Annotated in this window: 23 protein-coding genes, 1 pseudogene and 1 riboswitch; of the genes and pseudogenes, 11 read left to right on the top strand and 13 right to left on the bottom strand. The window is 65.0% G+C overall.

All coding sequences use genetic code 11. The features are described from left to right. The first annotated feature begins 243 nt into the window (after positions 1-243). The gene (locus tag HMPREF0298_RS10375; protein WP_050758413.1) at positions 244-891 is read left to right on the top strand and encodes a Mu transposase domain-containing protein; all 648 of its coding nucleotides are present in this window, start codon (positions 244-246) and stop codon (positions 889-891) included. A 43-nt stretch (positions 892-934) separates the two neighbouring features. Further along, entirely contained in the window at positions 935-1,732 is a 798-nt protein-coding gene (gene istB, locus HMPREF0298_RS10370) for an IS21-like element helper ATPase IstB (protein WP_006841139.1), read from the top strand. Between the two features lie 392 nt (positions 1,733-2,124). Here the strand turns inward: istB and HMPREF0298_RS10365 are convergent, their stop codons facing one another. From HMPREF0298_RS10365 to HMPREF0298_RS10340, 6 genes are all read right to left on the bottom strand, one after another. Further along, on the bottom strand, positions 2,125-4,293 hold the full coding sequence (locus HMPREF0298_RS10365; RefSeq protein WP_245527491.1) for a YhgE/Pip domain-containing protein: 2,169 nt from the start codon (positions 4,291-4,293) through the stop codon (positions 2,125-2,127). 144 nt (positions 4,294-4,437) lie between these two features. After that, a complete protein-coding gene (locus HMPREF0298_RS10360) occupies positions 4,438-5,082 on the bottom strand; it encodes a DUF3239 domain-containing protein (RefSeq protein ID WP_006841135.1) in 645 nt (214 codons plus the stop codon). 10 nt (positions 5,083-5,092) lie between these two features. Next, the gene (locus tag HMPREF0298_RS10355; RefSeq protein ID WP_006841134.1) at positions 5,093-6,736 is read right to left on the bottom strand and encodes a DNA repair helicase XPB; all 1,644 of its coding nucleotides are present in this window, start codon (positions 6,734-6,736) and stop codon (positions 5,093-5,095) included. 12 nt (positions 6,737-6,748) lie between these two features. After that, complete coding sequence (locus HMPREF0298_RS10350; RefSeq protein ID WP_006841133.1) at positions 6,749-7,933, bottom strand: ABC transporter permease; 1,185 nt, start codon at positions 7,931-7,933, stop codon at positions 6,749-6,751. Next, positions 7,933-8,820, bottom strand: a complete 888-nt coding sequence (locus tag HMPREF0298_RS10345) for an ABC transporter ATP-binding protein (protein ID WP_006841132.1) — start codon at positions 8,818-8,820, stop codon at positions 7,933-7,935. Before HMPREF0298_RS10345 ends, HMPREF0298_RS10350 begins: the two co-directional genes overlap by 1 nt. A gap of 78 nt (positions 8,821-8,898) precedes the next feature. Then, positions 8,899-10,998, bottom strand: a complete 2,100-nt coding sequence (locus HMPREF0298_RS10340) for a helicase-associated domain-containing protein (protein ID WP_006841131.1) — start codon at positions 10,996-10,998, stop codon at positions 8,899-8,901. A gap of 52 nt (positions 10,999-11,050) precedes the next feature. On the opposite strand from HMPREF0298_RS10340, the gene HMPREF0298_RS10335 reads away from it, so the two are divergent. Further along, positions 11,051-11,245 carry a hypothetical protein gene (locus HMPREF0298_RS10335; protein WP_006841130.1) on the top strand — a complete coding sequence of 65 codons (195 nt, stop codon included), beginning with the start codon at positions 11,051-11,053 and terminating at the stop codon, positions 11,243-11,245. A 154-nt stretch (positions 11,246-11,399) separates the two neighbouring features. Next, positions 11,400-12,791, top strand: a pseudogene (locus HMPREF0298_RS10330) (YeeE/YedE thiosulfate transporter family protein). Here the strand turns inward: HMPREF0298_RS10330 and HMPREF0298_RS10325 are convergent. Continuing rightward, positions 12,788-13,426 (bottom strand): resuscitation-promoting factor Rpf1 domain-containing protein, encoded by a 639-nt coding sequence (locus HMPREF0298_RS10325; protein ID WP_006841127.1) that lies wholly within the window; start codon positions 13,424-13,426, stop codon positions 12,788-12,790. The pseudogene HMPREF0298_RS10330 and the gene HMPREF0298_RS10325 sit on opposite strands and share 4 nt — an antisense overlap. An 11-nt stretch (positions 13,427-13,437) precedes the next feature. Further along, positions 13,438-13,596, bottom strand: a riboswitch (cyclic di-AMP (ydaO/yuaA leader). A gap of 282 nt (positions 13,597-13,878) precedes the next feature. On the opposite strand from HMPREF0298_RS10325, the gene HMPREF0298_RS10320 reads away from it, so the two are divergent. Continuing rightward, on the top strand, positions 13,879-14,262 hold the full coding sequence (locus HMPREF0298_RS10320; RefSeq protein WP_006841126.1) for a cold-shock protein: 384 nt from the start codon (positions 13,879-13,881) through the stop codon (positions 14,260-14,262). On the opposite strand, the gene HMPREF0298_RS10315 is transcribed toward HMPREF0298_RS10320, so the two are convergent. Next, positions 14,259-14,756 (bottom strand): DUF2771 domain-containing protein, encoded by a 498-nt coding sequence (locus tag HMPREF0298_RS10315; RefSeq protein WP_006841125.1) that lies wholly within the window; start codon positions 14,754-14,756, stop codon positions 14,259-14,261. The genes HMPREF0298_RS10320 and HMPREF0298_RS10315 overlap by 4 nt on opposite strands. A 6-nt stretch (positions 14,757-14,762) precedes the next feature. Then, positions 14,763-15,572 carry a glutaminyl-peptide cyclotransferase gene (locus tag HMPREF0298_RS10310; RefSeq protein ID WP_006841124.1) on the bottom strand — a complete coding sequence of 270 codons (810 nt, stop codon included), beginning with the start codon at positions 15,570-15,572 and terminating at the stop codon, positions 14,763-14,765. 18 nt (positions 15,573-15,590) lie between these two features. Between HMPREF0298_RS10310 and HMPREF0298_RS10305 the strand changes: the two genes are divergently transcribed. Beyond that, positions 15,591-16,319 carry a DUF3027 domain-containing protein gene (locus HMPREF0298_RS10305; protein ID WP_006841123.1) on the top strand — a complete coding sequence of 243 codons (729 nt, stop codon included), beginning with the start codon at positions 15,591-15,593 and terminating at the stop codon, positions 16,317-16,319. Here the strand turns inward: HMPREF0298_RS10305 and HMPREF0298_RS10300 are convergent. Next, positions 16,316-17,011: a hypothetical protein gene (locus HMPREF0298_RS10300; RefSeq protein ID WP_006841122.1), complete on the bottom strand. Its 696-nt coding sequence runs from the start codon at positions 17,009-17,011 to the stop codon at positions 16,316-16,318. The two genes, HMPREF0298_RS10305 and HMPREF0298_RS10300, sit on opposite strands and share 4 nt — an antisense overlap. A gap of 114 nt (positions 17,012-17,125) precedes the next feature. Here HMPREF0298_RS10300 and HMPREF0298_RS10295 point away from each other — a divergent pair, with 114 nt between their 5' ends. Together HMPREF0298_RS10295 and HMPREF0298_RS10290 are read left to right on the top strand one after the other, a co-directional pair. Next, the gene (locus HMPREF0298_RS10295) at positions 17,126-18,589 is read left to right on the top strand and encodes an NCS2 family permease (protein ID WP_050758411.1); all 1,464 of its coding nucleotides are present in this window, start codon (positions 17,126-17,128) and stop codon (positions 18,587-18,589) included. A gap of 1 nt (position 18,590) precedes the next feature. Next, a complete protein-coding gene (locus HMPREF0298_RS10290) occupies positions 18,591-19,412 on the top strand; it encodes a TrmH family RNA methyltransferase (RefSeq protein WP_006841120.1) in 822 nt (273 codons plus the stop codon). Here the strand turns inward: HMPREF0298_RS10290 and HMPREF0298_RS10285 are convergent. The 3 genes from HMPREF0298_RS10285 to serC form a co-directional block, all read right to left on the bottom strand. Beyond that, entirely contained in the window at positions 19,409-20,257 is an 849-nt protein-coding gene (locus tag HMPREF0298_RS10285) for a DUF6928 family protein (protein ID WP_006841119.1), read from the bottom strand. The genes HMPREF0298_RS10290 and HMPREF0298_RS10285 overlap by 4 nt on opposite strands. A gap of 13 nt (positions 20,258-20,270) precedes the next feature. Beyond that, positions 20,271-21,182: a septation protein SepH gene (gene sepH, locus HMPREF0298_RS10280; protein ID WP_006841118.1), complete on the bottom strand. Its 912-nt coding sequence runs from the start codon at positions 21,180-21,182 to the stop codon at positions 20,271-20,273. A 64-nt stretch (positions 21,183-21,246) separates the two neighbouring features. Continuing rightward, positions 21,247-22,377, bottom strand: a complete 1,131-nt coding sequence (serC, locus tag HMPREF0298_RS10275; protein ID WP_006841117.1) for a phosphoserine transaminase — start codon at positions 22,375-22,377, stop codon at positions 21,247-21,249. 208 nt (positions 22,378-22,585) lie between these two features. On the opposite strand from serC, the gene HMPREF0298_RS10270 reads away from it, so the two are divergent. The 3 genes from HMPREF0298_RS10270 to HMPREF0298_RS10260 are packed head-to-tail and all read left to right on the top strand — an operon-like array spanning position 22,586 to position 25,116. After that, a complete protein-coding gene (locus HMPREF0298_RS10270; RefSeq protein ID WP_040423111.1) occupies positions 22,586-23,881 on the top strand; it encodes a citrate synthase in 1,296 nt (431 codons plus the stop codon). Between the two features lie 19 nt (positions 23,882-23,900). Beyond that, positions 23,901-24,260: an FKBP-type peptidyl-prolyl cis-trans isomerase gene (locus HMPREF0298_RS10265; RefSeq protein WP_006841115.1), complete on the top strand. Its 360-nt coding sequence runs from the start codon at positions 23,901-23,903 to the stop codon at positions 24,258-24,260. Between the two features lie 19 nt (positions 24,261-24,279). After that, a complete protein-coding gene (locus tag HMPREF0298_RS10260) occupies positions 24,280-25,116 on the top strand; it encodes an aldo/keto reductase (RefSeq protein ID WP_006841114.1) in 837 nt (278 codons plus the stop codon). Positions 25,117-25,298: the final 182 nt, after the last annotated feature.

The raw sequence follows: 25,298 nt of genomic DNA, 5'->3' as shown, positions 1-25,298 counted from the left end.
GCCGACCCAGTCGATACCCTTACTCACTCCCCGGGGCGTGAGATCCAATGTGATCTCACTTTTGCACCGGGTGGACTACCTGATGCTGATGGGGTCTACCGCGCGTTGCCGGTGTTGGTGATGGCAGCCTCGCATTCTCGTTTCGCTGCGGCGTGTGTGCTTCCCTCGCGCACGACTGATGACTTGATCGCCGGGATGTGGCAGTTGATAACACGTGATTTCCAAGCGGTACCAGATCGGCTCGTGTGGGATCACGAGTCCGGGATTGGCAAGGCGAAGCTGTGCGAGCCTGTTGCCGCATTCGGCGGGGCGCTGGGCTGCAGAATCGTTCAGACCCCACCGCGGGACCCGGAATCTAAAGGCATCGTCGAGCGCACCAACGGGTACATGAAGCGTTCTTTCTTCCCCGGGCGCCGGTTCAGCGACCCGGTGGATGTGCAAGCCCAACTTGATGAGTGGTTCACCACAATCGCCAACGCACGCGTTCACACCACGTTGAAGGCCACACCGGCGGACTTGTTCGCAGCTGATCAGCGAGCGATGCGCCCCTTGCCACCGTATCCGCCGGTGTTCGGTGTCAGGCCCGCGGTGCGCCTGCCGCGTAACTACTACGTCACCGTTGACACCAACCAGTACAGCGTGGATCCGACATTCATTGACCGACTAGTCACTGTGCGCAGCACGCTTGATGAAATCGCCGTGACCGGGCCACACGGTGAACCCGCCGCGGTGCACCCACGCCATTGGGGCCAGCACAAGGTCATCACCGACCCCGCCCACGCCCAAACTGCCCGCGCCATGCGCCGCGACCTAGCTACGGCGGGCGAGAGATTCCAGCCAGATACCGCTGTTGACATCGCTGACCTATCCATCTACGACCACATCGCCTAACACGGCCTCAACGCCCCACAAACTCCAAGGAGAGCTCTTTCCTATGACCCGCACCAGCGCCCACGACACCGCGGCGGCAATTAGTCACCTCGCACGGGAGTTGAAAGCCCCACGCATCGACAACGTCTACTCAACCATCGCCAATCAAGCACGTAGCCAATCCTGGACATTCGAGGAGTACCTCGCCGCCGTGCTATCCGTCGAAGCGACCGCCCGCGCGGAATCCGGAGCATCATTACGCGTCAAACGCGCCGGCTTTCCGGCCGTGAAAACCATCGCCGACTTCGACTTCACCGCACAACCCAGTATTGACCGCACTGAAATCGCACGCCTTGAAACCGGGGCCTGGGTCGCCACAGCTGAAAACGTCGTCCTGCTCGGCCCACCCGGAACCGGCAAAACCCACCTCGCCACCGCACTTGGCATCACAGCAGCGCAGCAAGGCTATCGCGTCCTCTTCGACACCGCCGCCGGGTGGATAAACACCCTCACCGAAGCCCACAACACCGGCAAACTCGAAACGCTGCTGAAACGATTAAACCGCTACCACCTGCTCATCATCGACGAACTCGGCTACATTCCCGTCGAAGCTGACGCGGCGAACCTGTTTTTCCAACTCGTCTCCAGACGCTACGAACACGGCTCCATCATCGTGACCTCAAACCTAGCGTTTTCCCAATGGGCGCAATGCTTCGGCGACATCACAGTAGCCACCGCCATGGTCGACCGCATCGTCCACCACGCCAAAATCTTTCAACACCGAGGAGTAAGCCACCGCATCAAAGGACGCGAAATACCCATACCAACAACCCCCTCACCAACCCCACATCAGGCACAATAACAACGACCACACTGGGCTACATTTCAAAGAGCGCCAGTGGGCTACATTTCGAAGAGCGCTCACAGCCCGGCGATGAGGCCTAAGACGATTGTTCCACCCGAGGCGAAGCCGATGGATGACTTGATGAGACCGAACTCATGCCATTCCTTGGTTCCGCGGAGGATTCGCATAGAAATCAGTGCTATCGCGAAGCTGGCCTCCGAGGTCACGGGCTCCGTTCTCCGCAGCATGTCGTGCGTTTCCGGTGTTGTCCGGGCGATCTCGACAAGCAACGGCCGTCTGGCGGGAGTGGGAACTCTCGCAGGCATTACCTCCCAGTCATAGCGAATCGATACCCACAACTAGCAAAGTGGCCGACCCTCGTAAGGAACGGCCACTTTAGTGCGAGCTAATTAGCGGATGACTGGGTTCAGGGGTTCTTCGCCGACTCGACGGTCGGTGGTGGTGACAACCACTTCGTCCTCCTCGAGCGCCTGAGCGGCGCCCTGGCGGCGAATGTTGTAGATGATGATGGACGCGATGGCCGCCAGCACCGTCACTGCCAGCAGGACCAACAGGGAAGCCCAGTAACGGCCGTCGTAAAGCCCATCCGTTGCGCGAATGAACGCGTAGCGGGCGTAACTCATCGGGTGCAGGTTGTGCATGAACTGCAGCGGTCCAGGGATGGTCGGCAGCGGCCAGACACCGCCGAAGACAAACAGGCCGAGAGCGAAGACGCCGATGGAGAACAGTCCACCAACCAGGCGGCCGAACAGGATGCGGAACAGCTGGAACATGGCGGCGCCGCTGGCGGCGATGAGGAGGATCACCGCACCCATCGACAGCCAGTTGTCGGGCCTCCAGCCGAGGACCACGGACAGGGCGGTGAAGATGCCCATGACCAGGAGGTTGATGCCGAAGATCATCGCCAGGGCGCGCAGCACTGGGCCGGCGCCGGTGTGGCTCTCGCTGCGGCGGCCGACAACGTGCGGCAGTAGCGCGGACAGGATCGCCATGACGAGGTAGCCGAACACGAGCATGATGATGATGGAGAAGCCGCTCTCGATCGACTTCACCGTCGGGTTAGCCGGGTCAACGAGCTCCTGCGTGGGGTGCATGTTGGCTTCCTCGAAGATGATCGGGACAGCCATCTGCTGCGCGGAGCGGTCGATGTGTGCCACGACCGGTGCTTTGGCTGCGCCCTCGTCGAGCTTTGCCTTGAGTTCGCCGGAGCCGTCCTTGAGCTGCTGGACGCCGCCGGCAAGCTGCGTGCCGCCGTCGGCAAGCTGGGTGGTGCCGTCCTTGAGGCGCACGGTGCCGTCGGCAAGCTGGGTGGTGCCGTCCTTGAGGCGGCCCGTGCCCTCGAGGAGGCGATCGGTGCCGTCGCGCAGTTCGGTGGAGCCGGAGGCGAGCTGCTGGGAACCGTCCACAAGCTGGTTAACGCCGCTGATGTAGGGGGCGTCGGGGCTGTTGAGGTTGTAGCTCAGCTCGGCGGTGCCGGCGCGCAGACGGTTGAGGTCGTTGACAATGTTGGCCGGGTTCGCTGGGTCGATGCGCGAAATCGCGGACTCAATCTGGGCTGCCTGGTCATTGAGGCCGAGGCTGCGCAGGGTGCCGATCACCGGAGTGACCTGGGTGACAATGCCCTGCGCCTGCTCGAGAATCGGGATCAGGGTGCCGGTCAGTTCCTGGACGCCGGCGTCGATCTGTGCGGCACCGTCGCCAAGCTGCGTCGTGCCGTCCTTGAGTGTGACAAGGCCGTCGCTGAGCTGGTACGCGCCGTCCTCGAGGCGGCGGGCGCCGTCGTTGAGTTCGCCAGCGCCACTGTTGAGCTCGGAGGCGCCGGCATCGAGCTGCACCGCACCGTCGTTCAGGTCGGTCGCGCCGCTATCGAGCTGGTTAATACCGTCGACGGCCCGTCCGGTGCCCTCCTGGAGTCGGACGAGGCCGTCGTCGATCTGGCCGGCGCCGTCTGCGGCGCGCTTGATGCCGTCGCCGAGCGAGTTAAGGCCGGTCAGGGTCTCGGTGGCATACGTTTCCGAGATGGTGGAGGAGATCTCGGCCTGCAGCTGCGGAATCAGCGAGGAGGTGATGATCTTGCCGTTCGTGCCGCCGTAGTCGTTGTATTCCACAAGAACTTCGGACTGGCGGGGGTTGTCGGTGATCAGCGAGACCGTCCGCTCGGAGAAGTCCTCCGGGATGGTGACCACGAACAGGTAGTCGCCCTTGGTCAGGCCGAGCTGGGCCTCATCGGCGGGAAGTTCCTCAAAGTCGAGGTATTCGGTTTCCAGCAGCCCCTGGACCACCTGGTCGCCGACAACTTGGAACTCGCCACCGTTTTCGGCGCCCTTGTCCTCGTTGACCACTGCGAGGGGAACGTTGGGGAGCGTCTTGGCTGGGTCCCACATGGACCACATGAACGTTGCTGCGAGAAGAAGCGGGATGACCAAGCACAGTACGATGACGATGCGGGCTAGGGCGCTTGCTGGTCGCCAGTCAAGGATGCGCGCTGCACGCGAGCGCTTCATCACGACGGTCTCCTCAGGGGACGGGGCCCCACCTGCGGAAATTCTGGAGGACACTAGGGACTTCCTTTCGGATCTCTTCCCGCCAAACGACGGCCAGTGTTTCGATAGGGAAACTAAGTGCTGATATCCTAACCCCTGAGAATGTGATTCTCATCATTTCCCGAGAAAATAGGTTACCCCCGTCACATTTCGGCGAACTTAGAGAATCAATAAATTACTTTTCGCGGCGCGCACTTCCGGAAGCCGGTCCTTCGCACGCCTCAGGGTGTTCCACTGTTCGGCCGGGATCGCTGAGGCGGCGTCGGCAACAACGTCGCGCTCATGCGTTCCCCACGCGATGGGCATCGGGGTGATCACCTGCCAGGTGCCCGCGTCGGCAGGGTTGCGCTGCCCGCCGACTGCGACAACCGGGACCTTCGTGCCCACGGAGTTCTCCGTCAGTGGCACCGCCTGAACGTCGCGGCAGGTCAGCGCCCAGCGCGCGGGCTGGGCTGGGTCGACCGTCGTGTTCACCAGCGCGAGCAGGGTGGTGCGGGTGCCGGGGAGGTCTGCGATGATCGCCGGGGCAAGCGGGTGGGCGTCGAAAAGCGATTGCGTGGAACCGACCGAGCGGGGAATGGCCAGGCCGACGATAAGCATCATCACGCCGAACAAAACAAGGCCCAGGCTCCCGAGCAGGCGCCACGGCGAGGCCGGGTCAACGAGCAGCCACACGGCGACCCCGCCGGCGAGGCAGAGCACGAACAGTGCGATGGCGGAGATGACGAGGTAGCGCGTGTCGCGCAGCATCTCGTTATGCTTCTTCGCCCAGTCCTCGTCGACTTCAAACTGAAAACCGCTCATGGGCACTATGTTAAAGGTCGTCGGCGTCGACGAGGCGGTAGGCGTAGCCTTGCTCGGCGAGGAAGCGCTGGCGGCGCATGGCGTATTCCGCGTCGAGGGTGTCGCGCGCGACGACCGTATAAAACAGTGCGCCGCCGCCGTCGGCCTTCGGGCGAAGCAGCCGCCCGAGGCGCTGCGCCTCTTCCTGACGCGATCCGAACGTGCCGGACACCTGGATGGCGACTGCGGCCTCGGGAAGGTCGATGGAGAAATTCGCCACCTTGGACACCACGAGAGTGGAAATCTCACCGGACCGAAACGCGTCGAAGGCCTCCTCGCGCTTCTTCGTCGACGTCGTGCCGTGCACCAGCGGGGCGTTCGTCCGCGCGGCGATACCTTCGAGCTGCTCGACGTAGGCACCGATGATCAGCACCTGCTCTCCCTGGTGCCGCGCTAGAAGTATGTCGACGACCGCGTCCTTGCCCCGCGACGTCGCCGCGATCCGGTAACGCTGCTTGGTTTCGGCGGTGGCGTACGCCATCCGCTCGTCGGCAGAAAGTGAGGTGCGCACCTCAACGCACTCGGCCGTGGCGATGTAGCCGGCCATCTCAAGCTCTTTCCAGGGGGCGTCGTAGCGCTTGGGCCCGATCAGCGAGAACACGTCGTCTTCCCGGCCGTCCTCGCGCACGAGTGTGGCGGTGAGCCCGAGGCGGCGGCGCGACTGCAAGTCGGCGGCCATGCGAAACACCGGGGCGGGCAGCAGGTGGACCTCGTCGTAGATAATCAATCCCCAGTCGCGCGAGTCGAACAACTCGAGCGCGCGGTACTCGCCCTTCGTTTTGCGGGTGACCACCTGGTAGGTGGCGATGGTGACCGGGCGGATCTCCTTGCGCTCGCCCGAGTACTCGCCGATCTCCTCCGGTTGAAGCGTCGTGCGGCGCAGCAGCTCGTCGCGCCACTGCCGCCCGGCGACCGTGTTGGTCACCAGGATCAGCGTGGTGGTCTTCGCCTGCGCCATCGACGCCGCGCCCACAATCGTCTTGCCGGCGCCGCACGGCAGCACCACCACTCCGGAGCCTCCCTCCCAGAAGGACTCGGCGGCGTACGCCTGGTAGTCGCGCAGCTGCCAGCCGTCGTGGTTGAGCTCGATTGGGTGGGATTCGCCGTCGACGTAACCGGCGAGGTCCTCGACCGGCCAGCTTATTTTGGTCAGCTCCTGTTTGATGCGACCGCGCTCGGAGGGGAAGACGGCGACGGTGACATCGTCGATGGCTGCGCCGAACAGGCCCCGGATCGCCTTGTGGCGCGAGATCTCCGTCAAGATGGCGGAGTCGTCCGCCTCGAGCACGAGGCCGTGGGCCGGGCTGTTAACCAGGCGTACGCGGCCGTAGCGGGCCATCGTTTCGGCGACGTCGATAAGCAGCGGTTGCGGCACCGGAAAGCGGGAGAAGCGCTCGAGCGTATCAACGGCCTGTTCCGCGTCGAACCCCGCGGCGCGCGCATTCCACAACGCGAGCGGGGTGATGCGGTACGTGTGGACGTGCTCGGGGGCGCGCTCCAGCTCAGCGAACGGGGCGAGCGCGGCGCGGGCGGCCCCCGCGTCGGGGTGGTTGACGTCGAGAAGCACCGTCCGGTCTGATTGGACAATCAGCGGGCCGTCTGGCTGTGCGGGCATGGGCCCACGCTATCAGGCGCGGATTGCCTGCACCCACGACCGCTTGCCGCCGTTGTACAGGATGGAGCTGCGGTAGATACGCCCTGCGAGCCAGACGGCCACCACCGTGGCCACGAGTGCGAGCGCGTAGGAACCGAACAATTGCGCGACTGTGAAATCGCCGCCGGCGTAGGTGATCGGCGCGGTGAAGATGGAAAACGGCGGGATCCAGCTCAGCACCTGCATCCAGGTCGCGGACGTCTGCAACCAACCGAACATGGGCACGTACATCGAGCCCATCAGCAGGAACAAAATCGGTGCCTGGGTGGACTGCAGGTCCTCGGTGCGCTGCACGAGCGAGCCGGCCGCGGCGTAGAGCGCGCCGGAGAACAGCATGGCCAGGATCCACGACAGGAGCATGATCGGCAGGATGGAGTAGGAGAACTCGACGGCCTCGTCTAACCCCGAGACCATCAGCGCCACTATGCCGGAGCCGATGATGAGCGCGGTCAGCGCCAGGCCCATCGCAACGTTGCCGAGGATCTTCCCGGCGAGAAAGTCCATCGGGCGCACGGCCGCCAGGATGAGTTCGATGACGCGCGAGGATTTTTCCGCGGTGACGCGGCTGCCGATGTTCGCGGCGAACAACACCACGGTGAACACGGTAATGATGAGAACGACGAAAGCGGTGAACAGTTTGGCAAAATCCGCCTCGGAGCGCTGCCCGCCTTCCGAGATATCCACCCCGGTTACCTCGGTGTTTGGCATCACGGAGGCGTACTGCTCTGGGGTAAGGCCCAGCGAGCTCAGGGCCTCGGTACTTGCGTAGCGCGTCGCGATGGAACTGATTTGCCCGAGCGTGCTTATCGACGGCTCCCCGTCCTCCAACACCTCCCACCCCTGTTCGCTGGCCACGACGGCCGTATCTACGTCGCCATCACGCACGAGTTTCTCTGCGTCCGCACGGCTGGACGCCTCGCTCACATCGAAGCCCGCGTCCGCGAACGATGCCCCCGGCACCCCGACGACCGCAAGCGATACGGCCGGCTCTTCGCTGTCCTTATTTGCCTGCCAGGAGAAGAAGCCGATCATGCCGACGATGGAGACGATGAGGATCGCCACCGTCACCCAGATCGACTTGGTGCGTGCGAGCACCTGGATCTCGCGGAGGGCAGTGGTAGCGATGGTTTCGGTGGGGGAATAGGTGTCTCGTGCCATTACTGCACTGCCTCCTTGAACAGGTCGGTGAGGTCAGGGACCACGCGGGTGAATTCGTGCACGTCGCCGGCGTCCATGGCGGCGCGGAGGATACGCTGGTCGATTCCAGCTTCGGAGCCGGTGACTTCGAGCACGATCGTCTCGGTGTCCTCCTCGACGACCGCGGTGCCCGGCGGGTACCAGCCACGGGCGGGCGTGCCGACGCGGTAGCGCACGGGGCCGCGGTTGCGCAGCTCGTCGACGCCTCCCTCGGCGACCATCCGGCCGTGGGCGACGATGCCGACCCGGTCGCACAAGCGTTGCACGAGATCGAGCTGATGGGATGAGAAGATCACGGGTACCCCGTGCCGTTTCGCGCGGCTGGTGAGCATCCGGCTCATCACGTCGACGGCAACGGGATCGAGGCCGGAAAACGGCTCATCGAGAATGAGCACGTCCGGGTCATGAATCAGGCTGGCCGCGAGCTGAACGCGTTGCTGGTTGCCTAAAGAAAGGTCGTCGAGTTTGTCGTTGGCTCGCTCGCTGAGGCCGAGTTCCTCGAGCAGAGCCGTGGCGTTGTTCGTGGCCTTTTCCTTACTTAAACCGTGCAGTTTGGCCAAAAACACCAGTTGGTCGAGAATTTTTTCTTTGCCGTAGAGCCCGCGTTCCTCGGGCATATATCCGATGCGGCGGCGTGAGTCGTCGTCAAGCGGGCGGCCGTCGAAAAGCACGTCGCCCGAGTCGGTGGCGAGCACACCGAGCGCAATGCGCATGGTGGTTGATTTGCCGGCGCCGTTCGAGCCGACGAAACCGTACATTTCTCCCTCGTGGACGGTCAGGCTCATGTCGTCGAGCGCCTGGTTGGTGCCGAACCTCTTGCGGAGGTTGCGGATTTCTAAGGTGGGCACGCTTATTCACTCCTCTGTGCAGCGGAAACAGCCAGGTAGGCACCTGCCACGCACCACCGTAACAGCAACTTCGGACCGCTACGGCGCTGGAGGAGCTTCGTCCACGCCGGTAATCCGCGACAGTTCGACGCGCACAACGCGTCCGGTGGCCTCGTCGAGGGCGTCGATGAGCCCGGCGTTGACCGTGATCGGCGTGACGCTGCGCTGTGTGCGCTGGCCGCGCTTGTCGACGTACCCGATGGTGACCTGCCGCCGCGCCCGGGCCGAGGCGCGCAGGGTTTCGAGGAAGTCGCGCTCCTCGGTGTCGGGGGCTGCACCCACCGCGCGGAGCGAACGAATGATCTCCTCGCGGCGCGCTTCGTCAAGGCTGCGCTCCCGTGGCACGGTCGAGGGGGTCGGTGCGACAAGCTGCGAGGCGTTGTGGAGCTGCAGAAGCGCCTCGCCGTCGTGGTCAGGGGCGGGCTGGAAACCGTGCCGGCGCAAGAGCGTTACAAGCTGGGATGCGGGCATCTGCGAGATCGCGACGGTGGGGGCAATGAGTTCCAATCCGCCGACGCGCGCCGCGGCCGAGGCAAGCAGAGCCTCGTCCTCGCAGCGCAGGTAGCTCGCCGCTGCGCCGACGCGGAGGCTACCGTGGGTCGCGGCTGCGTCGTTGATGGCGAACAAGAGCCCCTGCGGGACCTCTCCGACGCAGTGCTTCTCCAACCAGCGCGTCAACTCCCCGCCAGTGCGACCGGCGTTCAGGGCGCGCTGCACGGACGCCGGCGTGACCCGGTACACGCTGGCCATGCCGGGTGATTCGAGGTCGGCGAACGACTCCAACATCGCCGCCATATCCGGGGACAAGGGGCCGGGGGCGAGGATGGTCAAATCCGCCTGGGCGATGACGTAGTCGATCTCCGCGGGCACGAGCTCGCGCGTTGCCGCGGTAAGGTCCGCGCCTTCCACAACCGCGCGCCCGGGCGCGGCCGCGGTGTTTAGCGCGAGCACGCCGAGCGCGTGGCCCTCCTCAACAATGCGCGCCAGCAGTGCCGGCGAGGTCCCGGAGGCCAGGATCGGGCTGTAGTGGTGCAGGTTGGCGCTCAGAGTCTCGCCATCCATCGCGCCCGCGCACAAGCGCTTGACGACGCTCAACTTCACGAACCGAATCTCCGGCGCGCGCGAATCCTCGCCCAAAAGTTTTGTATCGAGCTCGGTGCGCCACGGCGAGGCCAGCCAGCCCAGAATGAGCACCGCCCACTGCTCGGGCAGCGTGCGCTCGAGCCAGGTGACCCCGTCGCGTGTAGCGGCGAGGCAGTCCGCGTTGTCGATCTCGCCGCGGCCCACCAGCCCAGCGGCCTCCGCCACGGTGACGGAAAGGTCAGGGTCGAAGCCGAGCTCCTTTTCCAGCGCGGCGCGGGCGCGCACCCCGACACTGCCGTCTTTGAGCAGCTCAACCGGGGACTCGAGCAGGCGCGTGATGGTGCGGCGGACCCGGCGCACGGACTCGAGCCCGGCGGCGGCGGAGGCGGCGTCGACGCGCGATTGCTCGACTGCGTTCGTCGGCGCAACCGGTTCCAGCGGGTAGGAGCGCACGGGCGTGCCGCGCAGGGCTTCGCGCACCGGCCGCGGGAGACGCACCGTGGAGGAGTTCACCCGCACGAGTAGCCCGAGCGAGAGCAACCGCGGGACCGGCAGCTTCGGGTCGGCATCGGGGGCAGCGCCCCGTGTCGTGCCGATCGAGCCGGAAGCGGCGAGGGTGTCCAGCACCTGCCGCTCGCGGGGGCTGAGCTTATCGAGCGCTTCGACCAAGTTGTCGGGGGCCGGGTCGAGGATGCGCCAGCCTGCGGGAAGCGCAGAGAGGACACCGGGGGAGACACGTAAGCCCTCATCGGGGCCGAAAACCAGGGCGTTGGTGCGCAGTCGCGCGAGCGGTTCTTGCGGGTCGAACGGCACGTTAACGGCATCGAGTGCGACCGGGTCGAGCTCGGCGCCGGCATCGCCGAGGGTTTCTAGCAGTGCGATGTCGGCGGCGGTGAGCCGGCGCAGGGCGCGCGCGATGGAGCCGGTCAAGGTCAATCGGGTCGCCAGCGAGGCGAGCGACGGGGGAGGGGGAAAGGCGGCGTCGGGGCGGGCGTCGAGAAGCGAGCGCAGCTGTTCATCGCTGAAGCGGGCAAGAGCCAAGTGGAGAGCGGACATATCGGGGGTGAGTTTACGTGCGTTTGGCGGGCGGACGTGAAAGAATGGACCCATGGCTTCCAACGTTGACAAGATTGGTCGCGCAAACCCGGCGTGGCCCGAGCACACTCCTGGCAATGGTCACCCGGTCACGGAGATCTCTTCCAAGCTTGCGGGCGCGTCCAGCCCGTTCGGCGATGACCTGATTCTCCCGCGTCCCTACGAGGAGACGGGCTACGTCCACCCGACGACCCGAATCAACCGTTAAGCGGTTCTCCTCGGCCCCTTCTCCCCGCGCGGGGAAGGGGGTTTTTCATCCCCTACAGGATAGACAGATGTGTCTACTATGGCTAGACAAACCTGTTGGATTGCGGTACGGTGCCTGAAAATCATTGACCAGCCCCTCGTACTTTAGGACACTAATGCTCGCTTCGGGTCTAGTCGTCGGCGCCGCCCTCGGTGCCATCATGCAGCGTGGCCGCTTCTGCGTTACCGGCATGCTGCGCGACGTCTTCCTGCAGAAAAGGGCCGCGGACTCGTCGCCCTCTTCATCGTCATTGCCGTCCACGCCGTCGGCCTCGCCGCGTTGACCACGCTCGGTGTCATCGCGCCGGACTACCGTACCTTCCAGCCGATAGCCGTCATCGTCGGCGGTTTCATCTTCGGCATCTCTATCGTGCTCGCGGGAGGCTGCGCCTCCGGCACGTGGTACCGCTCGGCCGAGGGCCTCGTCGGGCTCCTGGTTCGCGCTCATCTTCTACGCCTTGTCCGCCGCGGCGATGAAAAACGGCATGCTTTCCGGGTTCGACGCCTGGATGAAGCAGTGGGACACCGGCTGGACGACCCTGCCGCAGACCTTTGGTGTCTCCGCCTGGTTCTTCGCGATCCCGCTTGCGCTGGCCACCGCCTGGGCCGCGCGCTACTACCTGGCCAAGGATGCGGCGCGGCCGAAAGTCACCCTTGAGCAGCCCTGGTACAAAAAGGCACTCCACCCCTACGCCGCGGGCGCGCTCATTGGTCTACTTGGCGTGATCGCGTGGCCGCTGTCGGCAGCCACCGGGCGCAACGACGGCCTCGGCATCACCACCCCGAGCGCGCACGCCATCTCATTCGTCGCCACGGGGGAGGAGAAGTTCTTCAACTGGGGCACCCTGCTCGTGATCGGTTTGTTCATCGGCGCGTTTATCGCAGCAAAGGTGTCCGGGGAGTTCCGCGTGCGCGTCCCCGACGCCACCACAACCGTGCGTGCAATCGTTGGCGGGATCGGCATGGGCGTCGGTGCGGCGGTCGCCGGCGGTTGCACCGTGGGCAACGGCATGGTGCAAACCTCCCTGTTCAGCTACCAGGGGTGGGTCGCACTCGGTTTCATCGCGCTGGGGGTTTTCGTTGGAGCCAAGATCTGGCTTAAGCCCTCTGCCGCCGCGACGCAGGGCACCTACAGCACGGACGACTCCATCCGGTCTGCAGAGGACGCAGTTATTGGCGGCGCTCCGCGCTCTGGTGGGTTCCAGGTGGCAACGGGCTTGATCACCGTGCCTACAGCACAAGAACGCGCCACGAAGGCGCGTCCGATTGGGCCCGGGCGTTACAAGCTAGACACCCTGGGCGCGGTGTGCCCATTCCCGCTCATCGAGGCCAAGGATGCGATCGCCGAGCTTGACGACGGCGAGAAGCTGGTCATCGACTTCGACTGCACGCAGGCAACCGAGTCCATCCCGCAGTGGGCCGCCGACAACGGCCACGGGATTGAGGACTTCGCCCAAAACCGTGACGCGGGATGGGAGATCACGGTGGTGAAAAACGCCGCTCGTTAAACGAGCTCGGCGATTACTGCGTTGATGTCGCCGGCGAGGACGGCGTCGATAAGCGCCTTGTTGGCGAGGTAGAAGTTGCTGTAGTCGTCGCGGTTGGCTGCGTAGGCGGTGTGCAGCTCGGCCGGGACGGCGATGTTGTTCTCGTTCAGACGAGCGACGATCGCGTGGTACAGCGCATCAACCTGCGGTGCGGCAGAAGGAGCGGCTGCCGGGGCGGGAGCAGCTGCCGGTGCAGGTGCAGGTGCCGGCGCGGCCTGGGCGTCGCGGTTGGTCGGAGCGGAATTCAGGCCAAGGCGGGCGGAGCAGGCCGGCCATGCGCCCCAGCCCTGGCTGGCGAGGGTGCGCTCGGCAACGATGATCTGCTGCTCGCGGGTCGCCTGGTGGGCGTACGGTGCGAACTGGTCGCCGCCGTAGGCGCGCCAGGTGGATGCGGAGAACTGCAGGCCACCGTAGTAGCCGTTACCGGTGTTGATGGACCAGTTGCCACCTGCCTCACACTGTGCCAGGCGGTCCCAGTCGGAGTCCGGCGCGGCGTGCGCAGCCGGCGCCATAATGCCGGTCAGGGCTGCTGCGGCAGCGGTGCCGGCGAGTGCTTTTGTGGCAAAGGATGCGGTCTGCTTGGAGTGTCGTCCCATAGAAAATGTATTTCCTCTCTTGTTAACCGCCTGCGAAGTTAGCTGTCGGGTTCTGGCTCAAGGTGCCAGGCCGCGGGTGCGGCTTCACCCCTAGGAGTGACCTCCTGCGCGAGTTGATCACGCGTGTGGGTCCTCCGCTTCTGTCCTTGAAGTTGTGTCGTCTCGGGGAAGAATGATGTCGGCCGGACAGAATTAGGCGTGGCCAAAGGTATGTGGTTATGTGCCCGGTTTTGGGCTTGCGGGCGACTATATCGGTTTATAACGATTGAGTCACGTAGACGGCACGAAATGGATTCACATGTGTCACATTCGCTCGAACGGTTTACCTGAGCCTGCAGGTGAGAGCAATTATCAGGGTGTATGGTGACGTGTGTCACACGCGCGGCTCGCGCTGAACCGGTCGCGGACACCGTGGGTAGTACAATGACGGTTTTTGAGAGGAAGGAGCAGGTATGCCCGTAGGAAAAGTGAAGTGGTACGACGCCGACAAGGGTTTCGGCTTCGCGTCAAACCCGGGCGATGAGGACGTGTTTGTGGGCAAGAAGGTCCTGCCCGAAGGGGTCGAAGAACTCGTCGCAGGTCAGCGCATTGAGTTCGATTTCGCCGCCGGTCGCCGCGGCCCGCAGGCGCTGCGGGTGAAAGTCCTCGACACACCCAAGCGGCGCCAAACACACCGCTACAAACCCGAGGATCTCAACAAACTGCTCGCGGATATGATGACGGTGCTTGAAACCCAAATCCAGCCAGCCCTGGAGGCGGGGCGCTACCCGGACCGCGCGCACGGTAAGCAGGTCGCCGAAATCCTGCGGGCCGTGGCCAAAGAGCTGGACGTCTAGGAATCCTCCCCGGAAAACGCCACCGACCACGTCGCAATCACGGGGACTTCCTCGCCTGCGTCGTTGGTGTCCACGGCCAGCGCCGACACCTCCGCAACGACAAGACGGGCGGAGTCTTTCACCGCGGGAACTGAGGCTTGCGTGGCCTGGCCCGATTGGAAAATCTGCTCATCATTTACCGCCGGGTCGTCGTAGATGCTCAGAAGGCGCCAGCTCGACGCGGCCACATCGCGGGGCACATTCACGGTCACCTCGGAGCCGGGATCGAGGGTGATCGTCGGCGGCTCGCCCCCGGCGCACTGCGCGTCCAGCTCGCACACCGTGTAGGGCGCAACCTCGAGCTCATTGCCGCCGCTGGAGACCACCACGCGCAACTCTGCGACCGGGGCGGCCGGTTTGTTGCGCTGGTAATCAACCACCAGGTAGAACCCGCCGACGAGCACAACCGCGGCGGCGATGAGGAGAGCCAGTAGCTGCCACGCCTTGAGTTTCATGGGTCTCTACCCTACGGCAGCCGGTTCGAAGCTCACCCTGTAGAGGTCGGGCCAGCGCTTGCCGGCGAGGTAGAACTCGTCGGTACCCGGGATGTGCGCAATGCCGTTAAGCACATTGTTTGGATCGGGTGCCGCGTTATTCGGCAGCGAGGAGGCGTCGATCACTGCGGTGACGTCGCCCGTGGCGGCGTCGATACGCACGATGTCGGTGGTGAGGAAGACGTTGGCGTAGATTTCATCGCCCACGCACTCGAGCTCGTTGAGCCGCGGCACCTCCGCGCCGCCGAGGGAGACGGTGAAGCGCTCGCGCTCGGCGAAGGTCTCCGGGTCCATCCGGCGTAGCTGTGCGGTGCCGTCGGAAAGAATCACCTCGCCGTCGCGGGCGCACACGCCCCAGCCCTCGCCCTCAAACGTGGTCCGCCCGAGCTCTTCCAATGTCTCCGCGTCGCGCTTCAGGGCGACCCCGTCCTGCCAGGTCAGCTGCCACAAGTAGTCGCCTGTGCGCGTGATGCCCTCGCCGAAAAACGCCGGGTCAAGATCGCGGCTGGCTGTGACCTGCCCGTCGAGGGTGGTGCGGTAGATCCGCGAGCTGCCCACCTGCCCGGTGCCCACGTACAGCGTGCCGTCGTCAGCGACCTCGAGGCCCTGGGTGAAGCTGGAGGGGTCGAAGTCGTAGCGTTGTTCCACCACCGCCGTCAGCTTCTCGACGCCCTGTTCACGCGGCTGCTTTAATTCCTGCGAAGAACACGAAACCAGCGCAGGTGTCAACAACAATGCGGCAAGCGGCGCGGCGGCTTTGAGGCTTAAGCGGGGCATGCCCTTATACTAGGCCTCGTGTCTCAGTCCAGGAATCGCGCTCACCGGCGCGCTAACAGCCCTCTGCTCGGCGAGGCAGCCGTCGCGGCTGCGAGGCAAGCCCTGGAAGAAATCGCCGAGGGCGGCATCGGCTCCCACATCGGCGTAGCGGCCGTATCCCCGAACGTGGCCACCCACCGCTTCGAGGCGGACGTGCCCGGCTACCCGGGCTGGGAGTGGAACGCGGACGTCGCCTGCGCCACCGGGGCGAGCCGTGTCACCATCAACGAAGTCGCCCTCGTCCCCGCCTCCGACGCCCTGCAGGCACCCGAGTGGGTGCCCTACTCCGATCGCCTGCGCCCCGGCGACCTCGGCCCCGGCGACGTCATGGAGGCCGCCCCGGACGACCACCGGCTGACCGACGACTCCTTTGACAAAAACGCGGTCACCTTCGTGGGGCGCGAGACCGCGAACTACCTCACGGTCAAGGGGCTGGAGGAGGCGAAGCAGCGCTGGCGCACCGGCGATTTCGGGCCGACCAGCGAGTTCGCCGAGCAGGCCGCGATGGCGTGTCGGACGTGCGCGTTTTACATCCCGATGGCCCCGCCTGTGGGGGAGAACTTCGGCGTGTGCGCCAACGAGTACGCCGCGGACGGGCGCCTCGTCGCCTCGAGCTACGGCTGCGGGGCGCACTCGCAGACCAAGGTCGCCGCGCCCGAGCTGCTTGATTCGGCGGACGTGTACGACGACGAGCGGCCCGTCTTCTAGGCCTGGACTGCCCGGGCGCGGCGAATCTCGTTGACGGTGCGGTGGGTGGGCACACCGGCGCGGTTGATCGAGGTGCGCCCGCTGACGAGCGCGCCGTACTCGCGCCACGCGCTGACAAGCCGGGCCCCGTAGACGGGGTCGATCACCCACGTCTCCAGGCGCTTGAGCTCGTGGGCGGAGAACCCCGTGGGCGAGCGCTCGATGGAGCAGCCCAAATCCCCCAGGATGCTCAACACCCCGTCGAGCGCGATCAACGGGGTCGTGTCGGGGTGGGCGGAGACAGTGATTACTCCGTCGGCCACGGTGAGCAGGGGAGACGTGACGCACTGGACGACGCGGGAAGAGGCGTCGACAAGCAATGCTTCGTGCGTGGGGAGCTCGACGAGCACGCTGCGCTGCCACCCCAGGTCCGGGCCGTAGTGGGCGGGGTGGAGGCGGTTGTCTTTGACGGGCAGTGCCTCGACTGTGATTTCCGTCGGCGCGGGGGCGAGGGGGCGCAGCGCCACCGACACCGTGGGGGAGGTGCCCTGCGAGACCTCCACCACGACGTGCCGCGTGCCGTTGATGGTGGCCAGCCGAACCCGCAGCCTGTTGACCTCGGCCGCCGACACGCCAAGTTCGCGCAGCGCGCGGACGCAGGCGCGACCGTCGGTGACGAAGCCACCGACGATGACGAAGGTATAGACGTGCACGATTTCGACCTTAAACTCTCTGTCATTTCGGTTTGGAATTTCCCCGCTGCGGTGTAAGGCTATGCACTGACAATTTCATCTTCGGGTGACACCCGTCAGACAAGGGGACAACACGTGAGCTCTAGCGGATCCACCGCCGTGACCGGCACCAGCACCGGCTGGCTTGACCGATACTTCCACATTTCCGAGCGCGGTTCGACAGTGGGTACCGAGATCCGCGGCGGCGTGGTCACCTTCTTCGCGATGGCGTACATCGTGCTGCTCAACCCGCTGATCATTGGCACGAGCCCCGACCGCGACGGCGCGGTTCTCGGCATTCCCCAGGTCGCTGCGGCCACCGCTCTGGCCGCCGGAGTGATGTCGATCGTGTTCGGCGTGGTGGCGAAGTACCCGTTCGGTATCGCAGCGGGCCTGGGCCTGAACACCCTGGTGGCGGTCACGCTCGTTGGCCAGGAGGGCCTGACCTGGCCGGAGGCCATGGGCCTGGTGGTCATCGACGGCATCATCATCTGCATCCTCGCGATCTCCGGGTTCCGCTCCGCAGTCTTTCGCGCCATCCCGGATTCGATGAAGGTGGCCATGAGCGTGGGCATCGGCATGTTCATCGCACTGATCGGGCTTGTCGACGCCGGCTTCGTGCGCCGTGTCCCCGATGCCGCCATGACCACCGTGCCCGTCCAACTGGGCATCGGCGGCTCGATCGCGTCGTGGCCCACCTTCGTCTTCATCATCGGCCTGATCATCTGCGGGTTCATGGTGATTCACAAGATCCCGGGCGGGCTATTCATCGGCATCGTGGCGACAACGATCATCGCGCTCATTGTCGAGGCGCTCACCGGCTCCGGCTCGTCGGCCGACAACCCGCGCGGTTGGTCGCTGGCCGTGCCCCAGATTCCGGAGTCCTTGGGCGGGGTGCCCGATTTGTCCATCGTCGGCGACATTGACCTGATCGGCGGGTTCGTTCACGCGGGTGTCGTCGCGGCCTCGTTACTCGTGTTCACCCTCGTGCTGGCCAACTTCTTCGACGCGATGGGCACCATGACGGCGCTGGGTCGTCAGGCTGGCGTCGCCGATGCCGACGGCAACCTGCCGGGGATGAAGCGCGCCCTGGTCGTGGAGGGTCTCGGCGCTGTCGTGGGTGGAGCGGCTTCGGCGTCGTCGAACACGGTCTACGTCGATTCCTCCGCCGGCATCGCCGACGGTGCGCGCACCGGCCTGGCCAACGTGGTGACGGGGCTTTTGTTCCTCGCCGCGATGTTTTTCACCCCGCTGTACGCGATCGTTCCCATCGAGGCTGCGGCCCCGGTGCTCGTCGTTGTCGGCGCGCTGATGATGATGCAGGTGGGCCAGATTGAGTGGGACGAGTTCCACATCGCCCTGCCCGCGTTCCTCACCATCGTGATCATGCCGTTTACCTTCTCCATCGCGCACGGCATCGGCGTCGGATTCATCTCCTTTACGCTCATGACGCTGTTCGCGGGCAAGCGCCGCGAGATCCACTGGATCATGTGGCTGATTTCCGCGCTGTTCGTCGTATTCTTCGCCCACGGCCCCGTCATGGCCGCCCTCGCCGCGTAGCATGCGCACGCGTATCGACGACCCTGACGACGCTCGCCTCGACGACATCCGCGACCTGAAACATTCCGACACCCGCGGCGGATTGGTCTACGCGGAAGGCCCCCTGATCTGCGGCCGGCTGGTTGAGTCGCGATTCCCGCTGCGCAGCGTCATCGGATTCGGCGGCCGGCTGGAAAGCTTCCTCGCCGACTACGGAGAGGTCCTGCCTGCGTCGGTGGGTGTCTACGAGGTGACGCGCCCACTGTTGGCCGAGGTCGCAGGCTACGACATGCACCGCGGGCTGATCGCGGTGGCCGAACGCCCGCAACCCCTGAGCGTCGCCGAGGTCACCGACGGAGCCCGGACCCTGGTCATCCTGGAGGGCGTCGGGGACCATGAAAACATCGGCTCGATATTCCGCAATGCGGCGGGGATGGATGTCGACGGGGTGCTGTTCGGCGCGGCAACGGCCGACCCGTTGTACCGCCGCAGCGTGCGCGTTTCCATGGGCCACGCCCTGCGCCTGCCGTTCGCGCACCTCGACGGCACCGCGACAACGTGGCAGCGCTCCCTGGATGAGCTTCGCCTCACCGGGTGGCGCCTGTTGTCGCTCACTCCCGATGACGCCGCAGAGCACCTCGCCGAAGCGCTTGTCGACGCCACGGGCCGGCCCTGGGACAAGGTCGCTCTTCTGGTTGGCGGCGAGGGACCGGGCCTGACCGAGCACGCGATGCGCGCGACCCATGTGCGCGCCCGCATCCCAATGGCCCCCGGCACGGACTCGCTCAACGTGGCGACCAGCGCCGCGATCGCGTTCTACGAGCGCCAGCGCAGCCTGCGCTAGCGGTCGGAGTGGCGGATGCGCTCCTGGACTTTCGCCGCCAGCGCCCTGGCGCGCCGGGACAGCTCGCGCCCGACCCGCTTCGCGGCGGCTAGGGAGGCGTCGGCAAGCTCGGCGAACTCCCCGCCCTCGTCCTGCTCGGTATCGGTGGCAACGTAGTCGTCGTAGCCTTTGTCTTTCTCCGCGAAGCGCGACGCGACCTCCGCGACGGTCTTGGTGCGCGGGGCGGGAGCGGCGATCTTCGGCTCGGGGCGGCCGTCTACCGCGTAGCCCACGACGTTCAAGTCGGGGCCATCCGGGGAAACATCGACGCCAATCCAGTTTGCCTGGGCCGCCGCGGCGAGCTGTTTGGGAACGAAAGGAAGCGAAATGCCCCCGATCGGTTCGGCGGTGTCGCCGGCCCAGAACGGGGCTTCGAACGGCTCAGGCAGGCCCGCGTCCTCTGAGACCACGTCCCGCGTGGCCGAAAATGCCCGGCGCAGCTCGGATCCGGCGAAGTGCGCGAACCCGGCGAAATCCGAGTCGGTGCCCTCGACGAAGATGAACGTGTCGGCGGCGGGCAGGGCCGTGCGCAGCGCGGACGCCGCCTCAGAGGCGGTGGTGACGTCCTCGACGTAGGTTTGCACGACGGCGACGCCGGGGTAGCCGGCGATGTAGAACTCGGCCCGGCCCGGCGTGGAGGAGCGGTTGAGGGGAAACTCGCCGATCGCGGTGATTGGCCAGGCGGGGTTGAGCTGGGCGAGAAGCTTTCGGCCGAAGCCGCGATCAGCTTTCGGCTCCCCGCTCAGTACGGCGCCGGGGTCGGGGGCGTTTACAAACCAGACGGTGACGACGCAAGGCAGCGACATGGCGGTGAAGTCCTTACTTCCGGGGGCGTTTCGTGTTCGTTCTCACTCCGAGCAAAACGTCCTCCCAGTGCGGGGTGACGGCTTTGCGCCGGCGCTGCTGCGGCTGCTCGTCGCCGTCGGGGTGGCGCAGGAAGTCGCCCTCCACCACGGCGGAGTCCTCGGGCGCGGGCGGTTGCGGGGGATCGGTCTCTACGGTCGAAAGTGAGCGCACTGGCTGGACGAAGTCGGGGTCGGTCAAGTCGGCGGCCACGGAGTTGCGCGGCTGGGTGGTGGCCTTGGCTCCCATGGCGCGCTTGAAGGACCACAGCCCCTCGGTTTCGCTCAGCCCCGACCTCCACCGAACATGGACGACCCAGTCGTCTCCGGGTTCGCGCGTGGCGTCCCACTCCGCCTGGCTCAGCGAGTTGCCCCGCGCGGCGAAGGCGGTGGCGAGGATTTCGAACAGCGTGAGCTTGGCGGGTCCGTCCTCGCGCAGCGGGTGGGACTGCTTCGCGGCCTCGGCGACCTGGTAGCGCTCCAGCAGCACTGGGTGAGCGTAGGCCTCGATGCGGCTTTCGGCGACACCCATTTCATCCGCCAGCTCCTTCTGCGTCGCACCGGCGCGGATCTTCGCCTGGATCTCGCTCGGGCGCATGGAAAGGGGGGTGGCAAACAGCGGGTCCGGCTCCGGCAGCGATGGCACTCGCGGCAGGGAGTCGAAGGTTGGGGTATCCGATTGCTCTTGCCCGACCGCTGCTTCGGCTACGTTGACTTCGGCTACGTCGACCTCAACTACTTCGACATCGATCGGCTCGGCATCGGCGAGGGTGCGATCTTGTTGTGGGTGAAGTTGCGCGCGCGCCAATTGATAGCGCACGCCGTCGGCGTCACGCATGACAAGGAATGTCTCGGTCGACTCCTCGGCGACCGCGTACAGCTCACGCATCACAACTCCTTTATTTTTTCGGCACCTTAAACCCTAACCGACGAACCCGGTTTCCACAGGGGGTTTAGCGACCGACGCCCTGCTCGAGCAGGTAGTCAATCGCACCAGTGAGCTTTTCGACGTCCGCGGTGTCGATCGCCGGGAACATGCCAATGCGCAGCTGGTTGCGGCCGAGCTTGCGGTACGGCTCCGTGTCGACGATGCCGTTTGCGCGCAGCGCCTTGGCCAATTCGGCGGCATCGATCGCGTCGTCGAAGTCGATCGTGCCGACCACGAGCGAGCGCTTCGCCGGGTCCTGAACGTAGGGGGTGGCCAGCTCGTGGCTCTGCGCCCAGCCGTAGAGCGCCTCGGCGTTCGCGTTGGTGCGCTTGACCATGCCGTCGAGCCCGCCGTTGTTGTTCATCCATTTAACCTGGTCGGCGAGCATGAGCAAGGTGCCCACGGCCGGGGTGTTGTAGGTCTGGTTCTTGCGCGAGTTCTCCACCGCGGTCTTCAGGTCCAGGAAGGCGGGAATGAAGCGGCCTGAGGCATGCACGGACTCAATGCGCTCGATCGCGGCCGGGCTCATTGCCGCCAACCACAGGCCGCCGTCTGAGGCAAAGCACTTCTGCGGGGAGAAGTAGTAGATGTCGGCCTGGGACATGTCGACGGGCAACCCGCCGGCTCCGGAGGTGGCGTCAATAAGCACGAGCGCGTCGGTGTTGGCGGGACGCACGACGTCCACGCTGGCGCCCGTCGACGTCTCGTTGTGCGCCCAGGCAACGACGTCCGCCTCCACCCCGGAAAGCGCCTGCGGGTCGGGGGCGTCGCCCGGCTCAGCCTCGACCACGTGCGGGTCGTTGAGCCACGGGGCCTTCTTCGCAGCCTTTGCAAACTTGGAGGAAAACTCACCGAAGCTCAGGTGCGCGGAGGTGTTCTCGATCACGCCGAAGGTTGCTGCGTCCCAGAAAGCGGTCGCGCCGCCGAGGGAGAGGACGATTTCGTAGCCCTCGGGGAGACGAAAGAGCTCGCTGAGTCCCTCCCGAACCTCGCCGACGACGTCCTTGACCGCGGGTTGGCGGTGGGACGTGCCGATGATGGAGGTGGCACCGCGGGTCAGCGCGTCCAGCTGTGCGGGACGCACCTTCGATGGCCCACAGCCGAACCGGCCGTCAGCCGGAATAAGTTCGGCGGGAAGGGTAGGTAAGTTGCTCATTGCTGCCTCAATCTTTTAAGGGAGTTACGTGGTGTCGAATACTAGCACCCCGCTCACCTCACGCCGCGCTCCAATTGTGCCGGGGGAGCAAAATCGCCAAACCTGTCGCCCGCATCACAAGCTTTGCTAGAATTTACGAATAACGCTCCCACCGTCGCGCGTGCGACTCGATGGGATGCCCATCTACTCTTACGAGGAAAGGTTTGAAGTGGCTACTGAGAACAACGACAAGGTCGTGCTCCACTACCCGGGTGGCGAGTACGAGATGGAAATCAAGCGCGCTACCGAGGGCAACGACGGTTTTGAGCTGGGCAAGCTGCTCAGCGAGACGGGCCTTGTAACGTTCGACCCCGGTTACGTATCCACCGGTTCCACCGAGTCGAAGATCACCTACATCGACGGTGACGAGGGTATTTTGCGTCACCGTGGCTACGACATCGCCGACCTGGCAAACAACGCCACCTTCAACGAGGTGTCCTACCTGCTCATCAACGGCGAGCTGCCGACGACCGAAGAGCTGGACAAGTTCAACTCCGAGCTGCGCCACCACACCCTGCTGGACGAGGATTTCAAGGCCGCGTTCAACATCTTCCCGCGCAACGCACACCCGATGGCTGTGCTGGCCTCCTCGGTCAACATACTGTCGGCCTACTACCAGGACCAGCTCGACCCGCTGGACGAGGAGCAGCTGGACAAGGCCACCGTGCGCCTCATGGCGAAGGTGCCGATGCTCGCGGCGTACGCCTACCGTGCCTCCAAGGGTAAGCCGTACATGTACCCGGACAACTCCCTGAACCCGCGTGAAAACTTCCTGCGCATGATGTTCGGCTACCCGACCGAGCCCTACGAGGTCGACCCGGTCCTGATCAAGGCGCTGGACAAGCTGCTCATCCTGCACGCCGACCACGAGCAGAACTGCTCCACCTCCACCGTCCGCATGATCGGCTCCGCGCAGGCGAACATGTTCGTCTCCATCGCCGGTGGCATCAACGCGCTTGCTGGCCCGCTGCACGGCGGCGCCAACCAGGCTGTGCTCGAGATGCTCGAGGACATCAAGAACAACCACGACGGCGACGCCACCGACTTCATGAACCGCGTGAAGAACAAGGAAAAGGGCGTGCGCCTGATGGGCTTCGGCCACCGCGTGTACAAGAACTACGACCCGCGCGCGGCGATCGTGAAAGAGACCGCTCACGAGGTGCTCGAGCACTTCGGCGGAGACGAGCTGCTCGACCTCGCCATGAAGCTTGAGGAGATCGCCCTGAACGACGACTACTTCATCTCCCGCAAGCTCTACCCGAACGTCGACTTCTACACCGGCCTGATCTACCGCGCGATGGGCTTTGAGACGAACTTCTTCACCGTGCTCTTCGCCATCGGACGCCTGCCGGGCTGGATCGCCCACTACCGCGAGCAGCTGGCGATGAACACCAAGATCAACCGCCCGCGCCAGATCTACACCGGCGCCACCAAGCGCGAATTCGTACCGCGCGACCAGCGCTAAACAAGGAGCTGCTTAACTTATGGAAAAGCCCACGATTTCCATTCCGACCGAACCGGCACCAGTCGACCTCGTCATCGAGGACCTCACTGTCGGTGAGGGTGCCGAGGCCGTCGAAGGAGGCTTCGTCCGAGTGCACTACTTGGGCGTCGACTACGAAACCGGCGAGGAGTTCGACTCCTCCTGGGACCGCGGCGAGGCCGCGGAGTTTCCCCTGGCGGGGCTCATTGAAGGCTGGCAGGAGGGCATCCCGGGCATGAAGGTCGGCGGCCGTCGCGAGCTGACCATCCCGCCGGAGAAGGCCTACGGGCCGGCCGGTGGCGGGCACCCTCTGTCCGGGCGCACGCTCGTCTTTGTCATCGATCTGCTCGAAGCCAGCTAAATTTGGCACAATCGGGGTTATGCGCATTCCTGCAACAACCCTGAACGACGGAACTGAGCTTCCGCTCATCGGCCTCGGCACCTACAAATTGGTAGGCGCCGAGGCCGAAACCATTGTCCGCACCGCGATCGAGTTGGGCTACCGGCACATCGATACCGCGGCGCTCTACGGCAATGAGGAAGAGGTCGGACGTGCGATCAACGACGCGATCGCGGCCGGCGATGTCACCCGCGACGAACTGATCGTGACCACCAAGCTGTGGAACGACAACCACGATCGCGTGGAGGAGGCTTTTGAGGAGTCTCTGCGCCGCCTCGGCCTGGACTACGTCGACATCTACCTCGTACATTGGCCGTGGCCGCAGCAGGGCCTCTACACCCAGGCCTTCGAGTGCGTCGCGCGGCTGAGGGAGCGCGGGTCGCTCACGTCCGCCGGCGTGGCCAATTTCTATCCGGAAGTGCTCTCCGAGATCATCGCCGCCACCGGGGTAACCCCGGTGCTCAACCAGGTTGAACTCCACGTGGGCTTTACGCAGCCCGAGTTGCGCGACTTCCACTCCAGCCACGGCATCTGCACCGAGGCGTGGGCGCCGCTGGCGCGCGGTGAGAACTTCTCCGAGCCGCAAATCAGTGCGATTGCTGATGCGCACGGAGCGACGCCCGCGCAGGTGGTTCTCGCCTACCTGATGCAGCAAGGCTGCTCCGTGATTCCGAAAACGGCCAACCCGCAGCGCCTGGTGGAGAACCTCGGCGCCGTCGACGTGGCGTTGAACGAGGCTGAGATCGCGGCCTTGGACGCCATCGCGGGAGGCAGAATGTCGGGGGATCCGAAGACGTTTCCCGGGGACATCGATTAGCGGGTGCGAATGGGGGTAACGGGCGATAGGTAGTTTCTGCAGTAAAACTACCTTCGTGGGGGTAGCGGGCTAATCCAGCGAAGCTTTTCATATGTAAACTTGGCAAAAAAGCTTGGCGCTTCCGATAAATTTTGTGTGTCCAGTTATAACCAACACATGTGAGAGCGTTAGTTTCCACACGT

It is taken from the genome of Corynebacterium lipophiloflavum DSM 44291 (assembly GCF_000159635.1).
GTDB classification, from domain to species: Bacteria; Actinomycetota; Actinomycetes; order Mycobacteriales; family Mycobacteriaceae; genus Corynebacterium; species Corynebacterium lipophiloflavum.
This window is presented reverse-complemented; position numbering and strand designations above follow the sequence as displayed.

Excerpts from the sequence above, each read along its gene's own strand:
- istB (WP_006841139.1), top strand. The coding sequence starts at position 935 with ATGACCCGCACCAGCGCCCACGACACCGCGGCGGCAATTAGTCACCTC.
- HMPREF0298_RS10360 (WP_006841135.1), bottom strand. The coding sequence starts at position 5,082 with ATGAGCGGTTTTCAGTTTGAAGTCGACGAGGACTGGGCGAAGAAGCAT.
- HMPREF0298_RS10355 (WP_006841134.1), bottom strand. The coding sequence starts at position 6,736 with ATGCCCGCACAGCCAGACGGCCCGCTGATTGTCCAATCAGACCGGACG.
- HMPREF0298_RS10350 (WP_006841133.1), bottom strand. The coding sequence starts at position 7,933 with ATGGCACGAGACACCTATTCCCCCACCGAAACCATCGCTACCACTGCC.
- HMPREF0298_RS10340 (WP_006841131.1), bottom strand. The coding sequence starts at position 10,998 with ATGTCCGCTCTCCACTTGGCTCTTGCCCGCTTCAGCGATGAACAGCTG.
- HMPREF0298_RS10335 (WP_006841130.1), top strand. The coding sequence starts at position 11,051 with ATGGCTTCCAACGTTGACAAGATTGGTCGCGCAAACCCGGCGTGGCCC.
- HMPREF0298_RS10325 (WP_006841127.1), bottom strand. The coding sequence starts at position 13,426 with ATGGGACGACACTCCAAGCAGACCGCATCCTTTGCCACAAAAGCACTC.
- HMPREF0298_RS10320 (WP_006841126.1), top strand. The coding sequence starts at position 13,879 with ATGCCCGTAGGAAAAGTGAAGTGGTACGACGCCGACAAGGGTTTCGGC.
- HMPREF0298_RS10315 (WP_006841125.1), bottom strand. The coding sequence starts at position 14,756 with ATGAAACTCAAGGCGTGGCAGCTACTGGCTCTCCTCATCGCCGCCGCG.
- HMPREF0298_RS10310 (WP_006841124.1), bottom strand. The coding sequence starts at position 15,572 with ATGCCCCGCTTAAGCCTCAAAGCCGCCGCGCCGCTTGCCGCATTGTTG.
- HMPREF0298_RS10290 (WP_006841120.1), top strand. The coding sequence starts at position 18,591 with ATGCGCACGCGTATCGACGACCCTGACGACGCTCGCCTCGACGACATC.
- HMPREF0298_RS10285 (WP_006841119.1), bottom strand. The coding sequence starts at position 20,257 with ATGTCGCTGCCTTGCGTCGTCACCGTCTGGTTTGTAAACGCCCCCGAC.
- sepH (WP_006841118.1), bottom strand. The coding sequence starts at position 21,182 with ATGCGTGAGCTGTACGCGGTCGCCGAGGAGTCGACCGAGACATTCCTT.
- serC (WP_006841117.1), bottom strand. The coding sequence starts at position 22,377 with ATGAGCAACTTACCTACCCTTCCCGCCGAACTTATTCCGGCTGACGGC.
- HMPREF0298_RS10265 (WP_006841115.1), top strand. The coding sequence starts at position 23,901 with ATGGAAAAGCCCACGATTTCCATTCCGACCGAACCGGCACCAGTCGAC.
- HMPREF0298_RS10260 (WP_006841114.1), top strand. The coding sequence starts at position 24,280 with ATGCGCATTCCTGCAACAACCCTGAACGACGGAACTGAGCTTCCGCTC.